This is a genomic window from Paraburkholderia aspalathi, assembly GCF_905220735.1.
GTDB lineage: Bacteria > Pseudomonadota > Gammaproteobacteria > Burkholderiales > Burkholderiaceae > Paraburkholderia > Paraburkholderia aspalathi.
Map to the genome: position 1 here is coordinate 448,888 of NZ_CAJNBA010000005.1, position 20,104 is coordinate 468,991.

Here is a 20,104-nt window from a genome sequence, read left to right on the forward strand (position 1 = left end):
TAGCCCGTTTGAAGCACGTATATCGTGGCAAGCGCCGTCGGGAGCCGCAAGCAAGTGGCATTCCCAGGGGCGTTGTCAGGCGCACCGCAAGGGCCGCGCGCGATATTGCACTACAACAGGATGACCCTCGTGAACGGAGAAAGCATGTCGTCTGCTGATGCGAAGCAACCTATTCGCACCCTCGTTACTGGGGCGAGCGGCTTCACTGGGCGCTATCTGGTCGACAACCTGCGCGGCCGCGGCCATACGGTGATCGAAACGGTGGCCGGGCGCGACGAGCCTGAAACGCCGACGCGCCTCAGGCTCGACATTACGTCGCCCGACGCCTGCCGGCGCGTGATCGAAACCGCGCGGCCCGACTACATCGTGCATCTGGCGGCCATCAGCTTTGTCGGCCACAACGATCCGCTCGACTTTTACCGCGTCAATGTGATCGGCACGCTGAACCTGCTTGAGGCCTGTGCGGCCGTCGGCCATACACCCCGCAAGCTGTTGATCGCGAGCAGCGCGAATGTGTACGGCAACGTCACTAGCGACGCCATCGACGAAACCTTCCCGGTCACGCCGGTGAACCACTACGCCGCCAGCAAGGCGGCCATGGAAACGATGGTGCGGACCTGGTTTGACCGGCTGCCCATCGTGATCGTGCGGCCGTTTAACTACACCGGCCGCGGGCAAGCGTCGAACTTCCTCGTGCCGAAGATCGTCGAGCATTTCGCGCGGCGCGAACCCGCTATTGAGCTCGGCAATATCGACGTGGCGCGTGATTTCTCGGATGTGCGCTACGTGGCGAACGCTTATGAGGCTTTGCTCGAGTCAGATGCCGCTTCCGAAACGGTCAACGTCTGTACCGGCACGCCTTACACGTTGCGAGAGATTCTCTCGGCAGCGAGCAATCTGACTGGGCACGAACTCGAGATTCAGGTCAACCCTGCTTTCGTGCGCCAAACTGACGTGAAGATGCTGGCCGGGTCGCCGGCCAAGCTGCGCTCGATGGTTCCGACGGTCGAGGCAATTCCGTTTATGGATACGCTGCGCTGGATGTTGGCGGCTTAACTGACGCAATCGGCGGTATCTTGAGGTATCTGCCGTTATCTTGCGCAGTAGGTCCGCTCGCCGGCGCCGCAACGTGGACGCCGGCCCAAGTGGCCGGCCGGTTCATCTCCCCTTGCGCCAGTACCCTCTGGACGCGGCGCTCGCCGTCAAACTCCCCCTCAGTAATGAACGGAAACCAAACTTGTCAAGCTGTTTCAAGTTGTTAGGGTTCTGGTTTTTGCCCCGAGCGGCTTTATAATCAGGGCTTTATAAGATTGGCGTCTGAGCGCCTGCCTGCTGTGCGAGGGGCGCCGCCGGGCGTCGACAAAAATCGGATTCCACCACGCGGGATGCGTAGATCGGTGAAACGATGCCGATCTGCCGCCAACATCTAGAAGGGAAATTCATGATCCTGGTAACGGGCGGTGCCGGCTTTATCGGCGCCAATTTCGTGCTCGACTGGCTCGATGCGTCGGACGAAGCGGTGCTGAACGTAGACAAACTGACCTACGCCGGCAATCTGGGTACGCTCAAATCGCAACAGGGCAACCCCCGCCATGTGTTCGCGCGGGCCGATATCTGCGATCGTGCCGCGATGGATGCGCTCTTTGCCGAGCACAAGCCGCGCGCCGTGCTGCACTTTGCCGCTGAAAGCCATGTGGATCGCTCGATTCACGGCCCGGCTGATTTCGTGCAGACCAACGTGGTCGGCACCTTCACGCTGCTCGAAGCCACCCGTCAGTACTGGAATACGCTCGGCGAGGCCGACAAGGCCGCGTTCCGTTTCCTGCATGTCTCGACCGACGAAGTGTTCGGCTCGCTGTCCGCTACCGATCCTCAGTTTTCCGAAACCACGCCGTACGCGCCGAATAGCCCTTATTCGGCCACCAAGGCGGGTTCCGACCATCTGGTGCGTGCCTACCATCACACGTATGGCCTGCCGGTGCTCACCACGAACTGTTCGAACAACTACGGTCCGTACCAGTTCCCCGAAAAGCTGATTCCGCTGATGATCGCCAACGCGCTCAGCGGCAAGGCGCTGCCGGTGTACGGCGACGGTCAGAATGTGCGCGACTGGTTGTATGTCGGCGACCATTGCAGCGCGATCCGCGAAGTACTCGCGCGCGGCACGCCGGGCGAGACGTACAACATCGGTGGCTGGAACGAAAAGAAGAACCTCGACGTCGTGCATACGCTGTGCGACCTGCTCGACCAGTTGCGTCCGAAGGCAGGCGCCTCGTACCGCGACCAGATCACCTATGTGAAGGATCGTCCCGGCCACGACCGCCGTTATGCGATCGACGCCCGCAAGCTCGAGCGCGAACTCGGCTGGAAGCCGGCGGAGACGTTCGAAACAGGCCTCGCCAAGACGGTCCAGTGGTATCTGGACAATCAGGTGTGGTCTGACGAAGTCGCTTCGGGTGAGTATCGGAAGTGGGTTGAGACCAACTACGCGCAACGCGCGTAAGGGCACGGCAATGGCGCGCAAAGGCATTATTCTCGCGGGCGGATCGGGCACGCGCCTGTATCCGATCACGCATGTCGTCTCCAAGCAGTTGCTGCCGGTCTACGACAAACCGATGATCTACTACCCGCTGTCCACGCTGATGGTGGCGGGGATTCGCGATGTGCTGATCATCTCCACGCCGCAGGATACGCCGCGTTTCGAAGCCATGCTCGGCGACGGCAGCCAGTGGGGCATGAACATTCAGTACGCAGTTCAGCCTTCGCCGGACGGCCTCGCGCAGGCGTTCATCATTGGCCGCGACTTTGTGGGCAACGATCCGTCGGCGCTGATTCTCGGCGACAACATCTTCTACGGCCACGATCTCGCGAAGCAGCTGGAACGCGCGAATGAGAAAGACGAGGGCGCTACTGTCTTCGCTTATCACGTGCACGATCCTGAGCGGTATGGCGTTGTCGAATTCGACAAGCAGTTCCGCGCGTTGTCGATCGAAGAGAAGCCGGCCAAGCCGCGCTCGCACTACGCCGTTACCGGCTTGTACTTCTACGACAAGCAGGTCTGCGATATCGCGGCGGACATCAAGCCGTCGCCGCGCGGCGAGCTCGAAATCACGGACGTCAACTCGCGTTATCTGGCCAACGCCGCGCTCAATGTCGAGATCATGGGCCGTGGCTATGCGTGGCTCGACACCGGCACGCACGATTCGCTGATCGAAGCGGCGACGTTCATCGCGACGCTGCAAAAGCGCCAGGGTCTGGTGGTTGCGTGTCCGGAAGAGATTGCTTACCGGCAGGCATGGATCGACGGTGAACAACTGCTCGCGCTGGCCAAGCCGCTGGCGAAGAACGCGTACGGCAAGTATCTGCAAAACCTTCTTACGGACCACGTTGCATGGCCATCCAAGTAACCGCTACGGCGCTGCCGGAAGTCAAGATCATCGAGCCGAAAGTGTTCGGCGACGCCCGGGGCTATTTCTACGAAAGCTTCAATGCGGTGGAGTTCGCGGAGCACGTGGAGAAAGACGTGACGTTCGTGCAGGACAACCATTCGCGTTCGGCGAAGGGCGTGCTGCGCGGCCTTCATTATCAGATTCAACACGCGCAGGGCAAGCTGGTGCGCGTGGTTGAAGGCGAAGTGTTCGACGTTGCAGTCGACATTCGCAAGAGTTCGCCGAATTTCGGCAAGTGGGTGGGTGTGACGCTGTCGGTGGAGAACCATCGGCAGTTGTGGGTGCCGCCTGGTTTCGCGCACGGCTTTGTCGTGTTGTCCGAATCGGCGCAATTCCTCTACAAGACCACCGACTACTGGTTCCCCGAACACGAGCGCAGCATCGTCTGGAACGATCCGGCGGTCGGCATTGAGTGGCCGATCGACTTCGAGCCGTTGCTGGCTGCGAAGGATGCGGCAGGCAAGCGCCTTGCCGATGCTGACGTCTTCGCCTAAGGGGTTGCCGCATGAGCGCACATGATGCCAAGCGGACGATTCTCGTCACCGGTGTAAATGGCCAGGTTGGCTTCGAACTTGCGCGTACGCTGCAAGGGCTCGGCAACGTGGTCGCGGTTGATCGCGCCACGCTGGATCTGTCCAATCTGGACCAGGTCCGTGCGGTTGTTCGCGACGTGCGGCCTGCCCTGATCGTCAACCCGGCGGCCTACACCGCGGTCGACAAGGCAGAAGAGGAGTTCGATCTCGCCATGCGCATCAACGGCGAAGCGCCGGGTGTGCTGGCTGAAGAAGCGAAAAAGCTCGGCGCAGCGTTGATTCACTTTTCGACCGATTACGTGTTCAACGGCGAGAAAGACGGCGCTTACGTCGAAGACGATCCCACCGATCCTCAGAACGCGTATGGCCGCACCAAGCTCGCTGGCGAGCAGGCCATCGCCGCGACTGGCGTGAATCACTTGGTGCTGCGTACTAGCTGGGTGTACGGCACCCGCGGCAAGAATTTTCTGCTCACCATGCTGCGTCTCGGCGCCGATCGGCCCGAGTTGAAGGTCGTTGCCGACCAGTTCGGCGCGCCGACCTGGAGCAACACGATCGCGACGTTGAGCGCGCATCTGAGCGCGCAGGCTTTTGCCGCGGAAGACAGCGCGACGTGGTGGAGCGAGCGCTCGGGCATCTATCACCTGTGCGCGGGCGATGCGACTTCGTGGCACGGCTTCGCGTCGGCCATTTTCGAGCTCGCGGACCTGCCGAACCGGCCGAAGGCGCTGCCGATTCCCGCTTCCGACTATCCGACGCCGGCAAAGCGTCCGTCCAATTCACGCATGTCGAACGAGAAGCTGGCACAGGTGTTCGGGCTTGCCGCGCCGCATTGGCGTGATGCCTTGAAGCTGTGTCTGACCGATGCTTTTCCTCGGTCGCCTGCAGCCCGTTCTTAACGCATAGCACGCGCCCTCGCTCGAAGCTCGCCTGGCGGCGTAGCGCCTTTGCTGTCTGACGATAGTGAAAGGGGGCGGGGGTAGAATATCGGTCAGTCTGGAAGGCTCGCGCCGGCCCTGAATGTGGGTTTGGCGCGTCAACGTTCAGGGCGCGCGGATCGTCGCACGGCCCATTGATTTTCTGGGTTGTGCTGACTATTCGTGGTCATGGCGCTTCCGTAATAAATACGGTACTGAGAGGACTCTGTGAGTTTGTTACCGATCATTCTTTGTGGCGGGGCGGGTTCGAGACTATGGCCGGTCTCGCGCGAGTCGCACCCGAAACCGTTCATCCGCCTTGCGGATGGCGAAAGCTTGCTGCAAAAGGCGTTCTTGCGCGCAGTGGCACTGCCGGGCGTGAAGGAAGTGCTCACGGTAACGAACCGCGATCTGTTCTTCAAGACCGAAGATGATTTCCGCGAAGTGAACGCGAAAGGCTGTGCAACCTCGTTCATTCTCGAGCCGTTCGGCCGCAACACGGCTGCGGCGGTTGCCACGGCGGCGTTGCATACGGCGAAAGTGCACGGCGACCAGACGGTCATGCTGGTGCTGGCCGCCGATCACCTGATTACCAACCAGCAGGCGTTCGGCGCGGCTGTTGCTGCTGCGCAGAAGCTGGCGCTGGCGGGCAAGGTGGTGACCTTCGGCGTGCATCCGGAAACGCCTGAAACCGGCTACGGCTACATCGAGGCGGATGGTGACAAGGTGGTGCGTTTCGTCGAGAAGCCGTCGCTCGAGAAGGCCCGCGAGTATCTCGCCTCGGGCAAGTTCGTGTGGAACTCGGGCATGTTCTGCTTCACCGCAGGCACGATCCTGAAGGAAATGAAGCAGCACTGCCCTGAGATTCTCAGCGCGGCTGCCGAGTGCATGGAGAAGTCGCCTTCCGCTGCAGGTAAGGATGGCGCGCAGGTTCGTCTCGAGCCGGGCTCTTTTGGCGCGGTGCCGGACGTGTCGTTCGACTATGCGGTGATGGAGAAGTGCGAGCAGGCTGCGGTGGTTCGCTGCGACATCGGCTGGACGGACGTCGGTTCGTGGACGGCGCTCAGCGATCTCTCGCCGGCGGACGGCAGCGGTAATCGAATCGAAGGCGAAGCGCTGCTGCTCGACGTCAAGAACTGCTATCTGCGCGGCGGCGACCGGCTGATCGGCGCAGTAGGCGTCGAGAACCTGATCGTGATCGATACGCCGGACGCACTGCTCATCGCAGACAAAGACCGGGCGCAGGACGTGAAGCAGATTTTCGCCGAACTCAAGTCGCGCGGTCACGAAACGTACAAGGTGCATCGCACGGTGCACCGGCCGTGGGGAACGTATTCGGTGCTTGAAGAGGGCCCTCGCTTCAAGATCAAACGCATCGAGGTCAAGCCGGGCGGAAGTCTCAGCTTGCAGATGCATCATCACCGCAACGAGCATTGGGTCGTGGTCAGCGGTATGGCCAAGGTCGTGAACGGAGAGAAGGAGTTGTTCGTTTCGACCAATGAATCGACCTACATCCCGGCGGGTCACAAACATCGCCTCGAGAACCCGGGCGTGGTCGAGCTCGTGATGATCGAAGTGCAGAGCGGCGAATATCTTGGCGAAGACGACATCGTCCGCTTTGAAGACATTTACGGACGTACTTGAGATGGATATTAGTTTTAGCAACGATTCTGAAGATCTGACTCGTCACAATGAAAGCGACGATCTGATCGTAGGCATGAAGGCGGTGCGGGTGTGGGGTACGCTGGGCTGGCACGATATCCGGCAACGGTATCGCCGTTCGGTGCTGGGGCCGTTCTGGTTCACGTTGAGCACGATCATCATGGTGGTGGTGCTGGGTGCGCTGTATTCCACCTTGCTGCATCAGGAAATCTCCCAATATCTTCCGTACCTCGCGGTCGGTCTGGTCGTGTGGGCGTATCTGTCCGCGGTAGCTAATGAGGGCTGCGTTGCCTTTATTAGCGCCGCCTACCTGATCAAGCAGATCCGCTTGCCACTTACCGTCCACGTATGTCGCATTGCGTGGCGCAATTTTGTGATTCTGCTGCACAGCTTGCCGGTGGTCGTGGTGCTGCTGCTCATCTTCGGACGCTGGCCCGGTTGGGAATTCCTGCTGGTGCCGTTCGCGCTCGCCATTCTGCTGCTGCATGGCGTCTGGCTCGGCGTGACGCTCGGTGTGCTGTGCGCGCGCTTTCGCGACATTCCGCCGATCGTGACCAACCTGATCCAGGTCGTGTTCTTCTTTACGCCTGTGATGTGGTCCCCGGAAATTCTGAAGGACCGCGCGTGGGTCGCTGAATACAACCCGCTTTATCACCTGATCGAAACGGTGCGTGCGCCGCTGACCGGTCGTCCGACGCATTGGCAATCGTGGGCGTGGTCGATCGGCCTGTTGATCGTCGGTTTTGCCTTCGCGCAATTCCTGATGAAACGTTTCCGTAATCGCGTTCCTTACTGGCTTTGATATTGTGAGTTCTTCATCGATTGTTGCTCGTAACATCTCCGTCGAATTTCCGATCTACGAGAACTCGCATCGCTCGTTGAAAAAGGCGGTGCTCAATCTCACGACGGGTGGCCGGATCGGTCAGGATGCCGGTCGTCATGCGATCGTCAAGGCGATCGACGACCTCAGCTTCAGCTTTACCGAAGGCGAGCGCGTGGGTTTGATCGGCCACAACGGCTCGGGCAAGACAACCTTGCTGCGCACGCTCTCTGGCGTGTACGCGCCGGTACGCGGCGAGCTCAAGGTGAACGGCAAGATCGCCTCGCTGCTGGACGTGTCGATGGGTCTCGACCCCGATGCAACCGGCTTTGAAAACATCTATCTGCGCGGCATTCTCGACGGCCTGAAGCCGGTGCGTATCCGCAGCAAGATCGACGAAATTGCCGATTTCAGCCAGTTGGGCGACTACCTGAATCTGCCGGTGCGCACCTATTCGAGCGGGATGATGTTGCGTCTTGCGTTCGCGATTTCGACCAGCGTCGAAGCCGACATCCTGATCATGGACGAGTGGCTGAGCGTGGGCGACGCGGAGTTCAGCATCAGGGCGGCCGAACGTCTCGAGAGCCTGGTGGGCAAGGCATCGCTGCTGGTCGTTGCTTCGCACGACCCGGGTCTGGTGGCGCGAGTGTGCAACCGGAAGATTTCCATGGAGCACGGCAAGATGGTCTCCGACGAACCGGTGATCGCGCCGGAAGTCAACGAGGGGCCGTTGATTAGCGAAACTGCGCGGTTGCCGCACTAACGCCGCAAGCGGGCGTGCCTGAACGGGTCGCGTGACCACGGCACTCCCAGGTGTGACCATTCAGAAGAGTGTGATGCGGGTGCCGAGCTTCGGTCCGTAGACAGGCTTCGCGCCCAATACAACAGTGACAACAATGCCACTGAACGCGCCCGCGAACCTCCCGCAGCGCGTTTGGCGGGAGCCACACAGGCGCAACAAGGTTCGAATTTCATGCGAGCTAACCATCCATTTCTGCGGTATTCCGAGTCCCTGCTGGTGCGTCAGCCGTTTCGCACGTTAAAGGGTTTCGCGGGCGGCTACATTGCGTATCCGATCGCGGAGAGTCGCGAAAAGCGCAGCGTACGTCCGAAGATCGAAGAATTGCGCCAGCACTACACGTTGCCGATGCCGCACCGTCGCCGCATCGCGCTCGAGCGGCTGGCCAGCATCCTCGAATTCGCTGGTGCGCAGGTGCCGTATTACCGCGACCTGTTCCAGGCGAAGCAGTTCGATCCGGCCAAGGTCAAGCAGGACCCGCGGTATCTGGAAGAGCTTCCGTATCTGACCAAAGACATCATCCGCGAGCAGGGTCCGCGCATGCTGTCGATCCCGCTCGAAGCGGGCCGCCATCACGTGTGCAAGACCGGCGGTTCGACGGGACTGTCGACCACGATCTACTACGACCAGGAAGGTGCGGACTATTCGTCGGCGGTCACCTCCTACGCGCGCGAACGGATCGGCAAGCTGCGCCACCGCTCGGAACTGCACTTTGCCTGCCGTTTCCCAGATCAGGTGATGCCAGAATGGCCCTCGCGCGAAGACTTCAAATGCTTCGCGATGAATCGCAGCAACATTTTCTTCGACCGGATCGACGATCAGGGTCTCGAAGAAATGTGGCAGACGCTCAAGCGTCGCAAGCCTTATCTCGCGCACTCGCATCCGTCGACCATGTATGCGCTCGCTTGCTACGTGCAGCGCAAGTACGGCGGCGGTAAAGCGTTCGCGGTGTTCGAGTCGAGCGGCGAATTGCTCGAGCCGCACGCCCGCGAAATGATCGCGAAGGCGTTGCGCTGCCGGGTGATCGATCGCTACGGTCTCGCCGAACTCGGCGTGATGGCCTACGAACTCGACGGCCATGAAGGCGGTTTCCAGATTCTCGAATCCGAAGGGTGGCCGGAAAGCCGCGTGTCGGAAGGCAATCCGGATGGCGCGCATGAGCTCGTATTCACGGGTTTCCGCAACCGCTTGATGCCGTTGATCCGCTACGCAACGGGTGATCTGGCGCGTGTGCAGGAGACCGAAAAGGGTTTCTTCCTGACGGACGTTGTCGGACGCATTCACGACGTCGTGCCGATCAACGGCGTGGCGCACCCGACACACCATATTCAGGACATGCTCGACCATCGCGTCGGCGGGATTCAGGAGTTCCAGATCGATCTGCGAACCGAGCCGCCCACCTTGCGAATCGTGCTTGAACCGACAGCGAACGCGGAAGAAACGACCAACAAGCTGCGTCACTTCTGGCAGGACGCGTTCACGATTGCCTATGTTGGGCACGACGATCTGGTGCGTGTCGGCAGCCGGGCCAAATTTCGTCACGTGGTCACTGCATGATCGGCATTCTCTTCTCCGACGCGGCAGCGGAAGCCGGCCAGTATGTGCTGGCGGCTGTGCAGCGCTCCGTCAGCGCCACCCAGGCGCAATCGATCTCGCGCAGCACCTTGCGTTCGATCGCGCCGGACGTGGTCGTCGCGGTCGACGCACCGGACGGCTGGAGTGCGGACCTGATCGCATGGTTGACCGCGCGGCCCCGCAAGCTCGTCGTGTTCGGCCGGATGCCGGTAGCGCTCGCAGACTATCTGCGCTATCAGTCGACGGACGTGCCGGCCGAGTTGGCGAGCGCGAGCCGCAGCGCGTCGGCGTCCGCGGGCGAAGCGCGCGAGAGCGCCGCAGTGGTGCGCTATAGCGAACTGGCGCAGACGCTGGGCGGCCAGCCGTGGCATCGCCCGTTCGAGCGTTTCGACTTCACCGACGAGTGGAACAACCTCGGTTTCGGCGCGATTCGCAGCGACGGCTCGATCTGGGCAGTCGCGCAAGCAGCCCAGGTGCCTGCCGAGGCGGAACTCGCGGCTGTCGTCGTAGACGGCGAGCGGCAGTTTTCGTATGCCGCGCTGTGGGACACCGGCGCATCGAGTGTGCTGTGGTTCAACCGCCCAGTCGGCCCGTGCGATTCGTTCGAATGGCGCATGGTCGAGAATTTTCTGTCGGGCTACCGTTCGGACACGCTGCCGTGCCAGCCGGTGCTGAGCGAGTTGCCGTGGGGTTACGACGCGGCGATTACGTCGCGGCTCGATTGCGACGAAGACGTCGAATCGGCGCGTCCGTTGTGGGAAGCCTATCGGCGCCTGGGCGTGCCTTTCTCGTTGGCGGTTCACACGCAGAACCTGAGCCGCACGGAGCATCACGGCATTCTTCGTGAACTGCTGGCCGACAGGCAGCAGGGCGCGGTGCTGTCGCACACAGCGACCCATGCGCCGAACTGGGGTGGCAGCTATGAAAGCGCCCTTGCTGAAGGCGCGCATTCGGCGGCCTTGCTCGAAGCGGTGACGGGCGTTCCAGTGCGTTACGCCGTGTCGCCGTTTCACCAGTCGCCACCGTATGCGATGCGCGGCCTCGCCGACGCCGGTTATGAAGGTTGCATCGGCGGGATCATCCGCAATGATCCGGAGTTTCTGACGGCGCGTGGCGGCGCGTTGGCCGGCTTGCCGGCAGGCTTCATCGGACACAGTCAGCAGTGCATGCTGCACGGCGAATGCATGCTCAACGAGGGCGACAAGCTTGCTATTTTCAAGCAGGCTTTCGACTACGCTTACGCCACCAACACGCTGTTCGGCTACCTCGACCATCCGTTCTCCGAACGCTACGCATATGGCTGGCCGGATGAGGCATTGCGCATCGATGCTCACGAGAAATTCATCGCGTACATCAGAAGCAAGGCGCAAAAACCGCTCTTCATGCATGAGGACGCGGCGCTCGATTTTCTGAAGTTCAGGTCGCTGACCCAGGTGATTGAAGAGGGTGGTACGTTCCGCATTCTGACGCCGTCGAATGGCGCCTCGCCGTTGACGCTCGGCGTCGAGTTTCGCGGTGCTCACGTGCAGGTCGAGGCAGGGAAGCCATTGCAATGAAAGTCATGGTGGTAATGGGCACGCGGCCCGAGGTCATCAAGCTGGCGCCAGTGGTGCGGGCCTTGCGTGCCGAAGTGGACACCATCGTTTGTGCGAGCGGTCAGCACAAGGACATGGCTGCGCAGGCGCTCGAATTTTTCGGCATCGAACCGGACATTACGCTCGATACGATGAGTCCCGGGCAATCGCTGAACGCATTGTCCGCGCGGCTTTTGTCCGCGCTCGATCGGGCGCTCGAGCAGGTGCGTCCCGACTGGGTGATCGTGCAAGGCGATACGACGACGGCGTTTTGCGCGGGTCTCGCAGCTTTTCATCGCGGCATTCCCGTGGGCCACGTCGAAGCCGGATTGCGCACGGGCGATCTCAAGAGCCCGTTCCCCGAAGAAGCGAATCGCAGCCTGCTGAGCCGCATCACCACGCTGCATTTCGCGCCGACTGAGCTCGCGCGTGAGAACTTGTTGAGCGAAGGTGTTGCCGCGGAAAAAATCGTCGTTACCGGCAATACGGTGGTGGACGCGATTGCCGCAGTGCGCCGGAGCTGGGACGCGACGCCGCCGCAAAGTCCGCTGCCGCCATGGACGGGCGCCGAGCAGCAGCACATCCTCGTGACCTGTCATCGGCGCGAAAATTTCGGTGATGTGTTGCAGGACATTTGCCGCGTGCTGCGCGACCTGTGCCAGCGCTATAGCGAATATCGCTGGATCTTCCCGGTGCACCTGAATCCGGCCGTGCGCGAGCCAGTGCTGCGTGAACTGAACGGCATCCCCAACCTCGCCTTGATCGAGCCGGTCGATTATCCGACCAGCCTCTATCTGATCAGCGGCAGCGCGGTCGTCGTTAGCGACTCCGGCGGCATTCAGGAAGAAGCGCCGACCTTCGGCGTGCCGGTGGTCGTGATGCGCAATCACACCGAGCGGCGCGAAGGCGTGGATGCAGGTTTTGCGACACTGGCCGGCCAGGCGTCGGACAGCATCGAAAGCGCGGTGATTGGCTGGCTCGACGATCCGGCGCGCCGCGAGGCGCTGCGCAATCGCGCGAACCCCTACGGTGACGGGCTGGCCTCGCAGCGTATTCTCGACAGTCTGCTGGGTCGGCCGGTCGAGGTGTTCAGTGGTTGAAGGCAAGGACACGGCGTTTGCCGCGCGGGACTGCGTGTTGTTTTCGACCGCTGATTGGGACGAACCGTACTGGACGAACAAGCAGCATACGGCGAGCATTCTGGCCGCACGCGGCTGGCGGGTGCTTTACGTGGAGAGCGTCGGTTTCCGTTCGCCCAAGGTAGGTAGCGGGCGCGACTGGGCCCGCTTGTGGCGTCGTCTGTGGCGCGGCGTGCAATCGCTCGTACTCGGGCCGCCGCGGCGTGCTGAGAACATCTGGGTGTTGTCGCCGTTGATGGTGCCGGCCGGGCACCACCTGCCGTTTGTGCGCTCACTGAACCAGGCGTTGCTGCGCTTTTCCGTGACCCGTTTCGCGAAGTCGCAGCGCTTCAAGGATCCTGTCGTCTGGACTTATCACCCGTACATGCTCGATGCGATTGCGACGCTGCCTCGCGGGCCGCTCGTGTATCACTGCGTTGACGATATCGCGGCGATTCCCGGCGTCGACGTGGCGGCGTTCCGTAACGCGCAGCAAGCGTTGGTGGGGCGCTGCGAGGCAGTCTTCACGACGGCGATGTCGTTGAAGGAAACGTGCCAGCCGTTTAACCCCAACACGCATTTTTTCGGCAACGTGGTGGACGAAGCGCATTTCGGCGAGGCGCGTGCAAAAGGGGCGCTACCGCCCGAGCTTGCCGCGATTCCGGAGCCGCGGCTCGTGTATCACGGCGTGCTGTCCGACTTCAAGGTCGACTTTCCGTTGCTCCTGCAGACCGCGCAGGCCCGGCCGCAGTGGCAATGGGTGATCATCGGCGAGGAGCGTGAAGGGCAGCGTAGCGAATTGCTCGCGCAACTGGCGCGCTTGCCGAACGTGCATCTGCTCGGCTATCGCAGCTATCAGACTTTGCCGCGCTATATGCGTGGCATGCAGGTCGGCGTGCTGCCGACCTTGCTGAACGAGTACACCCGTTCGATGTTCCCCATGAAGTTTTACGAATTCCTCGCGGCGGGCTTGCCAGTGGTCTCGACGCCGCTGGACTTTGCGAAAGAGCCGCGTGCGGGTCTCGAAGTAGGGGGCGACCTCGAAGCCTTTATCGCCGCAATCGAGAAACAGCTTGCACGCGGCAAGCTGAGCGCGGATGAGTCGCGGGCAGCGGTGGGCGACAACACGTGGGAGCGCCGGCTGGACAAGATGCTACAGATCACTTTCCATGGCCGTGAATCGGGCAACGGCAGTGTGCAACAGCACCACGGCGCGGAGGTGCGCACGTGAAAGTGGTTCATGTTTACCGTACCTATTTCCCCGATCCGCCAGGTGGCTTGCAGGAAGCGATTCGCCAGATCGCGTTGTCGACGCGCGAGTGCGGCGTCGAGCCACGCATTTTGACTTTGTCGCCGACACCCGAGCCAGGCGAGATCGATTATCCCGAGGGGCGCGTCGTACGCGCGAAATCCTGGGCGGCGCCGGCCTCGTGCGATCTGGGCGGCCCGGGTGCGTTGATGAAGTACCGGCAGATGGCCGACTGGGCCGACGTCGTGCATTTCCACTTTCCGTGGCCGTTCGCCGATGTACTGCATCTGCTGGGCCGAACGAAAAAGCCCACAGTGATGACATATCACTCGGATATCGTGCGGCAGAAGGCGCTAGGCGCCGTCTACGGGCCGTTGATGCGACGCACGCTACGCAGCATGTCCGCGGTGGTTGCAACCTCGCCTGCCTATGCGCAGACCAGCGAGGCGCTGACGGAATGCGTGACGAAGGAACGGTTGAAGACCATTCCGCTCGGCATCATCGATTACCGCGACGAGCCGCATTCCGTGGATGCGCAACGCGACATCGCAAATCGTCTCGGTCTTGCGGCCGGCGAACCGTATTTTCTCGCGCTCGGCGTGTTGCGCTATTACAAGGGCCTGCACACGCTGATCGAGGCAGCAAGCCATGTGAATGCGAAAATCGTGATTGCGGGCTCCGGTCCGGAACGGGAGCGCCTCGCGGCGCTGGCGCAGCAATTGGGCGCGACCAATGTCGTTTTTGCCGGACAGGTGACGCACGAAGAAAAGGTCGCCCTGCTTAAAGGATGCCGCGCGATGGTATTGCCGTCACACTTGCGTTCTGAAGCATTCGGCATGGTGCTGGCCGAGGCCGCCATGTTCGGTAAGCCGATGGTGTGCTGCGAAGTGGGATCGGGAACGTCCTACGTCAATCAACACGGTGTGACGGGTTTTGTCGTCGCACCGGAACAATCAAAAGAACTGGCTGGCGCAATGAATGTGCTGCTGAGCGACGATGCGGTAGCGGCGGCTATGGGAAGCGCCGCTCGTGAGCGATACGAAACGCTGTTTTCGGGCGCGGCGCTTGGCAAAGCATATAGTGCGCTATACCGGGAAGTCGCGTGAGGCGGCGAGGGGAAGGATTAGCGAAATGCAATGGAAAACACTGGCAGTAGATCTGGACGGCACGCTGATACGATCGGATATGCTGATCGAGACGGGTTTTGCCTATCTGAAGGCGAACCCGTTGCGCTTTTATCGTCCGCTGGTCTGGATTGCCCAAGGTGGCAAAGCGCACCTCAAGGCAAAGCTTGCCGCGGCTACGCACGTTGACGTCTCGACCTTGCCCTATGACCCGAAAGTGATCGAGTGGCTCAAGCGCGAGCGTGCGGCCGGCCGCTCGCTAGTGCTTGCGACCGCCAGCGATGCCCGCTACGCCGAGGCGATCTCCGGGCATCTCGGCTTGTTCGACAAGACGCTTGCCACCGACGGCAAGGTCAATCTGTCGTCAGGCCGCAAGCGTGATGCGCTGGTGCGCGAGTTCGGCAACAAGGGCTTCGATTACGCCGGCAACTCACACGACGATATCGCGGTTTGGGAAGCGGCTGAGCGCGCGTATGTTGTGAATCCCTCGCCCGGCGTAGCGCGGCGCGCGCAGAAAATCGGCAACGTCGAGAGCGTGCTGCAGACTCGCAAGAACCCACTCCGCGTGTGGCTCAAAGCGCTGCGCGTGCACCAGTGGCTCAAGAATCTGCTGATCTTTATCCCGCTGCTGGCGTCGCATCAAGTTTCATCGCTGGAACTCGACCTGCGTGGCGTGCTCGCGTTCGTGCTGTTTGGCCTCTGCGCGTCGAGTGTCTATCTGCTCAACGACCTGCTCGATCTCGACGACGACCGGCATCATCCCACCAAGCGGCGGCGCCCATTCGCCTCGGGTTCGTTGTCGATCGTCTGGGGCATGGTGGCGTTTCCGGTCCTCGCGATCGGTGCGTTCGCGGGGGCGCTGATCTGGCTGCCGTGGCGGTTTGCCGCCGTGCTTGCAGGCTATTACGTCCTGACGATGTTGTACTCGTTTGTGCTCAAACGCCGCGTGATTCTCGATGTCGTGGTGCTGGCGATGCTCTACACCGCGCGCATCATCGCCGGTACGGCGGCGTTCCGGATGAACCTGACGTTCTGGTTGCTGGGCTTCTCGATGTTTCTGTTTTTGAGCCTGGCGCTGGTGAAGCGCTATGCCGAATTGCATGCGACGCGCGTAGCAGGCGGCGCGAAAGCGCGCGGCCGCGGCTACATAGCCGACGACCTGTCGATGATCTCGTCACTTGGCGCCGCCTCCGGTTATCTTTCGGTGCTGGTGCTCGCGCTCTACATTCAGGACTCAAAGACGACGCATCTCTACAGTCATCCGCAGGTGATCTGGCTGGCGTGTCCGTTGTTGCTCTACTGGATCAGCCGCACATGGCTCATCACGCACCGCGGGCTGATGCATGACGACCCAGTGGTGTTCGCTGCCAAAGACCGCACGAGCTTGTTGACCGTCGCGCTGATGGGACTGGTGTTCTGGTTCGCCATATGACGAAGCCGCTCAAGTCCTGGGGGCGTTACCCAGATCATCCGCAGGCGGGCCATGCCGTGCAGTGGCGCGACCGCCTGCAACCGGTACTGGCGCAGGTTGCCGGCGCCAACGGTACGACGCTGGCCTATGGCAATGGCCGTAGCTATGGCGACAGTTGTCTCGCTGCGAGTGATCAGGTTGTGTATACGCGGCCGCTCGATCGATTTATTGCGGCTGACTGGCAAACTGGCGTGGTGCGAGCAGAGGCTGGTGCGACGCTCGACGACATTTTGCAAATCGCGGTTCCGCGCGGCTGGATGCTGCCCGTCACGCCCGGCACAAAGTACGCAACGCTGGGCGGCGCAGTAGCCAACGACGTGCACGGCAAGAACCATCACGTGCGAGGCACGTTCGGCCGTCACGTGCGCCGCTTTGCGTTGTTCCGCTCGGACGGTGGGGCGTTCGAATGTTCGCCCGAGGAAAATGCCGAGTACTTTGCCGCAACGATTGGTGGCCTCGGACTCACCGGCGTGATCGCCTGGGTGGAAATTCAGTTGATGCCGATTCGCTCGAGCCGCGTCTCGGTGACGAGCATCCGCTTTGGCAATCTCGACGAATTTTTTGCGTTGTCGGAAGAGCTCGACAGCAAGCACGAATACAGCGTGGCATGGATCGATTGCCTGAGCCGTGGGTCATCGCTTGGGCGCGGCATCTTCATGGTTGGCGATCATGCGGAGCGGGGCGGTCTGCAGCTTCCGGTCAAGAAGAAGCGTGCCGTGCCGATCACGCCGCCGATCTCGCTGATCAATCCGCTCACGCTGCGCGCATTCAATGCGCTGTACTACAACCGTCAGCAGCAGAAAACGGTGCAAAGCGAAGTCGATTACGACAGCTATTTTTATCCGCTCGACAGCCTGCTCGAATGGCACCGGATTTACGGCAAGCGTGGGTTCCAACAGTATCAATGCGTGCTGCCCCAGGTTAACTCCCGCGACGCCATGCACGCCATTCTGGAGGCAATCGGGCAAAGCGGTACGGGCTCCTTTCTGGCCGTGCTCAAGCGCTGCGGCGATGCGGTCTCGCCGGGCCTGTTGTCTTTTCCGATGGAAGGGGCGTCGCTCGCACTGGATTTCCCGCAGCACGATGAAAGTAATCGTCGGCTGTTCGAGCGGCTCGACGCGATTGTCCGGGAAGCCGGTGGACGCTTGTACCCGGCAAAGGACGCACATATGTCCGCGAGCGATTTCCAGCTCGCGTATCCGGCGTGGCATCAGTTGGAGGCATTGCGCGATCCCGCGCTGATGTCCCGTTTTTGGCAACGAACAACACAAACATGAAAAAAGTCCTGATAGTCGGTGCGACTTCCGCAATTGCCATCGCCTGTGCGCGCCGTTGGGCGTCCGAAGGCGCGACGCTGTTTCTCGTCGGGCGGCAGGCGGAGCGCCTGGAACAGATTGCCGCGGATCTCGTGGCGCGTGGCGCCAAGGCGGCAACGGGCCACGTGCTGGACATGAATGACTTCGATGCGCATCAGGCGATGCTCGATGCGTGCGTGGGTACGCTTGGCGGTATCGATGTCGCGTTGATCGCGCATGGCACATTGTCCGATCAGAAAGCCTGCGAACAGGATGTGAAGGTCGCGTTGCGTGAGCTGTCTACCAATGGGTTGTCAGTCATTGCGTTGCTGACGCCGTTGGCGAACCTTATGGAAAGCGCGAAGACCGGTGTGATTGCGGTGATTTCGTCGGTGGCGGGAGATCGGGGCAGGCCTTCGAACTATGTCTACGGTACCGCGAAGGCTGCAGTGTCTACGTTCTGTGAAGGCTTGCGCGCAAGGCTGTTCAAGTCGGGCGTGCATGTGCTGACCATCAAGCCGGGGTTCGTGGATACGCCGATGACGGCCGGTATGCCGTTGCCGGGACCGCTTGTCGCCACGCCTGAGCGCGTTGCGAACGATATCGTTCGTGCGGTCGAGAAGAGGAAGGATTCGATTTATACGCCGTGGTTCTGGTCGGGGATCATGTTGATCATTCGGTCGGTGCCGGGGTTCTTGTTTAAGAGGGCTTCGTTGTGAGGGAACGTCTGGCAGCAATTGCTGCCTGCGCGCTTGGGCTTTGTGGTTTGTTCGTGATTGTCAGTTGTGTCATAGGCGTCGTAGGTAGCTATTCTCCCGTTCCGTACTGGGATCAATGGGATGGCTCCCTAGGTAGTTATATGCGCTTTGCAGACCATTGGTCGGTACTGTGGGAGCAACACAACGAACATAGACTGCTATTGCCACGGTTGATTTTCTGGACGGACATTCGATGGTTCGGCGGGCGTAATGTCGTCGATCTCGTGGCGAATCTTGTCCTGCTTGGGGCTCTGTCAGTAACGGTCGGCCGCATCGCGTCGCGTGGTGTGCGCCTGAACTGGACCGAAGGGATTGCGCTTGCCGGCGTCACAGCAACGATGGCCTTCTCCTGGATGCAGGATGAGAACCTGACCTGGGGGTTTCAGAATCAGTGGTTCGGCGCCTATCTGTTCGCGATGCTGGCGTTTGATGCATTGGCACGTAGCCGTGACACGTCTGGGCTAAGCCGTCAGTTTTTGCTGGCCTTGCTATATGGGTCGTTTGCCGCGTGCTGGATGGCCAGTGGACTGTTGGTGCTGCCAGTACTGATTGCGTTCTCACTCTATCTCGGTCTCTCAAAGCGGCGCGTCGCGCTGCTAGGATTCGCAACCGCCTTGGTTTGGGCCGCATACTTCAGGCACTATGTGTCGCCACCGGCGCACGGAAGTCTGCTGAGTTCTGTACGCCATCATCCGATAGAGATGGCCGAGTACGTGCTGCTTTATCTTGGTGGTCCGGTTTGGGCCGCGACGGCGCAGCTTTCGCTGACATATCTGGCTGGCGCTATTGTTTTGGTCGCGACACTGATTGGTTTGTGGTTCGGGCGAACCCGTGAGGTTCGCGCGCCTGCGTTGCTCGCTTTCGCCGTCTTTGTATGCGGCTGCGCGTTCATTACTGCCGGGGGGCGCTTGCCCTTTGGCGTCGAATCAGCGTTCGCGCATCGTTACACCACGTCGTCACTATTTGCGTGGTTGTCGCTTCTGCTTTACTTTTGGGTCAACGCACGGCGCCCGCAGGCTCGCGCCGTGAACGCCGGGCTGTTTGCCTTGTCGCTCGCGGTGGTTTTGTCGTGTCAGGGAGCCGCGTTTAGCCCGGACCAGGATCAGTTGTTCGCCGTGAAATCGGCCGGACTCGCCATGCGCGAGGACGTATACGATAGCGAATGGACATATGCTGTGTATCCCCAAGCCAAGCCGCTTCGGGTTATTGCGCAAGCCGCGCGGGCGCGGGACCTGTCGATCTTTAAGCGATGCACGTCAGACTACCCGTGTGCGCCGGAACAACCTGCGGTGAGTCGCTCGTGCGAAGGTGCGATCGATCGGATCAAGCTGACCGGTACACCGGGTCGGTATACGGCCACCGGCTGGATTTTCGATCGGGATGCGAAGGTGCAGCCGGCCGACGTTGTTATCGTCAATGCGCAAAACGAGTTGCGCGGTTACGGGGTCGTCGGCAGTCGTCGCCCAGATGTCGAGGCGGCGCTAAAGCTCAACGATGACCGTGTTGGCTGGACAAGTTTTTTCCGTGCCGATGACAAGACCATCCGCGTCCTGGCGAAACACGGAGGTACCTACTGTGCGTTGACAGTGACAGGCAAAGTGCCGGAGCAAGTTGCGCAGTAGTGTGGATGCTGCTGCCCGAACCGGGCAGCAGCGCTGAATTTGAATTGCAGCCCCAATTCAGAAGGGGCGTTTCACAAAGCTTAAAATGTCGCGTTATCTGACGCGAGCATGTGCTGGCCCGTGTGCGGCGCATTACCT

17 protein-coding genes are annotated in these 20,104 nt (G+C 61.1%); all 17 read left to right on the top strand.

From position 1 onward, the window contains the following. Window positions 1-144 precede the first annotated feature (144 nt). Window positions 145-1,056: a GDP-mannose 4,6-dehydratase gene (locus KHO30_RS28610; RefSeq protein WP_211702996.1), complete on the top strand. Its 912-nt coding sequence runs from the start codon at window positions 145-147 to the stop codon at window positions 1,054-1,056. Between the two features lie 385 nt (window positions 1,057-1,441). Further along, the gene (gene rfbB, locus KHO30_RS28615) at window positions 1,442-2,503 is read left to right on the top strand and encodes a dTDP-glucose 4,6-dehydratase (protein ID WP_175052585.1); all 1,062 of its coding nucleotides are present in this window, start codon (window positions 1,442-1,444) and stop codon (window positions 2,501-2,503) included. A gap of 10 nt (window positions 2,504-2,513) precedes the next feature. Next, on the top strand, window positions 2,514-3,407 hold the full coding sequence (gene rfbA / locus KHO30_RS28620; protein WP_093636425.1) for a glucose-1-phosphate thymidylyltransferase RfbA: 894 nt from the start codon (window positions 2,514-2,516) through the stop codon (window positions 3,405-3,407). Further along, entirely contained in the window at window positions 3,392-3,943 is a 552-nt protein-coding gene (rfbC, locus tag KHO30_RS28625) for a dTDP-4-dehydrorhamnose 3,5-epimerase (RefSeq protein WP_093636422.1), read from the top strand. The genes rfbA and rfbC overlap by 16 nt, the downstream gene beginning before the upstream one ends. An 11-nt stretch (window positions 3,944-3,954) precedes the next feature. Continuing rightward, window positions 3,955-4,881, top strand: a complete 927-nt coding sequence (gene rfbD / locus KHO30_RS28630) for a dTDP-4-dehydrorhamnose reductase (protein ID WP_211702997.1) — start codon at window positions 3,955-3,957, stop codon at window positions 4,879-4,881. 246 nt (window positions 4,882-5,127) lie between these two features. Beyond that, window positions 5,128-6,543: a mannose-1-phosphate guanylyltransferase/mannose-6-phosphate isomerase gene (locus KHO30_RS28635; RefSeq protein WP_211605821.1), complete on the top strand. Its 1,416-nt coding sequence runs from the start codon at window positions 5,128-5,130 to the stop codon at window positions 6,541-6,543. A gap of 1 nt (window position 6,544) precedes the next feature. Continuing rightward, a complete protein-coding gene (locus KHO30_RS28640; protein WP_211702998.1) occupies window positions 6,545-7,363 on the top strand; it encodes an ABC transporter permease in 819 nt (272 codons plus the stop codon). A 4-nt stretch (window positions 7,364-7,367) separates the two neighbouring features. Continuing rightward, window positions 7,368-8,144, top strand: a complete 777-nt coding sequence (locus KHO30_RS28645) for an ABC transporter ATP-binding protein (RefSeq protein WP_211702999.1) — start codon at window positions 7,368-7,370, stop codon at window positions 8,142-8,144. Window positions 8,145-8,354: 210 nt separating this feature from the next. After that, window positions 8,355-9,737 carry a phenylacetate--CoA ligase family protein gene (locus KHO30_RS28650; RefSeq protein ID WP_211703000.1) on the top strand — a complete coding sequence of 461 codons (1,383 nt, stop codon included), beginning with the start codon at window positions 8,355-8,357 and terminating at the stop codon, window positions 9,735-9,737. After that, on the top strand, window positions 9,734-11,311 hold the full coding sequence (locus tag KHO30_RS28655; protein ID WP_211703001.1) for a polysaccharide deacetylase family protein: 1,578 nt from the start codon (window positions 9,734-9,736) through the stop codon (window positions 11,309-11,311). Before KHO30_RS28650 ends, KHO30_RS28655 begins: the two co-directional genes overlap by 4 nt. Next, entirely contained in the window at window positions 11,308-12,429 is a 1,122-nt protein-coding gene (wecB, locus tag KHO30_RS28660; RefSeq protein WP_211703002.1) for a non-hydrolyzing UDP-N-acetylglucosamine 2-epimerase, read from the top strand. The genes KHO30_RS28655 and wecB overlap by 4 nt, the downstream gene beginning before the upstream one ends. After that, window positions 12,422-13,678, top strand: a complete 1,257-nt coding sequence (locus tag KHO30_RS28665; protein ID WP_093636398.1) for a glycosyltransferase — start codon at window positions 12,422-12,424, stop codon at window positions 13,676-13,678. The genes wecB and KHO30_RS28665 overlap by 8 nt, the downstream gene beginning before the upstream one ends. Then, window positions 13,675-14,802, top strand: a complete 1,128-nt coding sequence (locus KHO30_RS28670) for a glycosyltransferase (protein WP_093636396.1) — start codon at window positions 13,675-13,677, stop codon at window positions 14,800-14,802. Before KHO30_RS28665 ends, KHO30_RS28670 begins: the two co-directional genes overlap by 4 nt. Window positions 14,803-14,827: 25 nt before the next feature. Next, the gene (locus tag KHO30_RS28675; RefSeq protein ID WP_093636394.1) at window positions 14,828-16,252 is read left to right on the top strand and encodes a UbiA family prenyltransferase; all 1,425 of its coding nucleotides are present in this window, start codon (window positions 14,828-14,830) and stop codon (window positions 16,250-16,252) included. Then, complete coding sequence (locus KHO30_RS28680; RefSeq protein ID WP_211703003.1) at window positions 16,249-17,568, top strand: FAD-binding oxidoreductase; 1,320 nt, start codon at window positions 16,249-16,251, stop codon at window positions 17,566-17,568. Before KHO30_RS28675 ends, KHO30_RS28680 begins: the two co-directional genes overlap by 4 nt. After that, window positions 17,565-18,305, top strand: coding sequence for an SDR family oxidoreductase (locus KHO30_RS28685; protein WP_211703004.1), 741 nt, complete (start codon window positions 17,565-17,567; stop codon window positions 18,303-18,305). The genes KHO30_RS28680 and KHO30_RS28685 overlap by 4 nt, the downstream gene beginning before the upstream one ends. Further along, a complete protein-coding gene (locus KHO30_RS28690) occupies window positions 18,302-19,966 on the top strand; it encodes a hypothetical protein (RefSeq protein ID WP_211703005.1) in 1,665 nt (554 codons plus the stop codon). Before KHO30_RS28685 ends, KHO30_RS28690 begins: the two co-directional genes overlap by 4 nt. The last annotated feature ends 138 nt before the right edge of the window (window positions 19,967-20,104 follow it).

Coding starts and splice junctions, on each gene's coding strand:
- KHO30_RS28680 (WP_211703003.1), top strand. CDS start 16,249: ATGACGAAGCCGCTCAAGTCCTGGGGGCGTTACCCAGATCATCCGCAG.
- wecB (WP_211703002.1), top strand. CDS start 11,308: ATGAAAGTCATGGTGGTAATGGGCACGCGGCCCGAGGTCATCAAGCTG.
- KHO30_RS28640 (WP_211702998.1), top strand. CDS start 6,545: ATGGATATTAGTTTTAGCAACGATTCTGAAGATCTGACTCGTCACAAT.
- rfbB (WP_175052585.1), top strand. CDS start 1,442: ATGATCCTGGTAACGGGCGGTGCCGGCTTTATCGGCGCCAATTTCGTG.
- KHO30_RS28675 (WP_093636394.1), top strand. CDS start 14,828: ATGCAATGGAAAACACTGGCAGTAGATCTGGACGGCACGCTGATACGA.
- rfbC (WP_093636422.1), top strand. CDS start 3,392: ATGGCCATCCAAGTAACCGCTACGGCGCTGCCGGAAGTCAAGATCATC.
- KHO30_RS28650 (WP_211703000.1), top strand. CDS start 8,355: ATGCGAGCTAACCATCCATTTCTGCGGTATTCCGAGTCCCTGCTGGTG.
- KHO30_RS28655 (WP_211703001.1), top strand. CDS start 9,734: ATGATCGGCATTCTCTTCTCCGACGCGGCAGCGGAAGCCGGCCAGTAT.
- rfbD (WP_211702997.1), top strand. CDS start 3,955: ATGAGCGCACATGATGCCAAGCGGACGATTCTCGTCACCGGTGTAAAT.
- KHO30_RS28610 (WP_211702996.1), top strand. CDS start 145: ATGTCGTCTGCTGATGCGAAGCAACCTATTCGCACCCTCGTTACTGGG.
- KHO30_RS28685 (WP_211703004.1), top strand. CDS start 17,565: ATGAAAAAAGTCCTGATAGTCGGTGCGACTTCCGCAATTGCCATCGCC.
- rfbA (WP_093636425.1), top strand. CDS start 2,514: ATGGCGCGCAAAGGCATTATTCTCGCGGGCGGATCGGGCACGCGCCTG.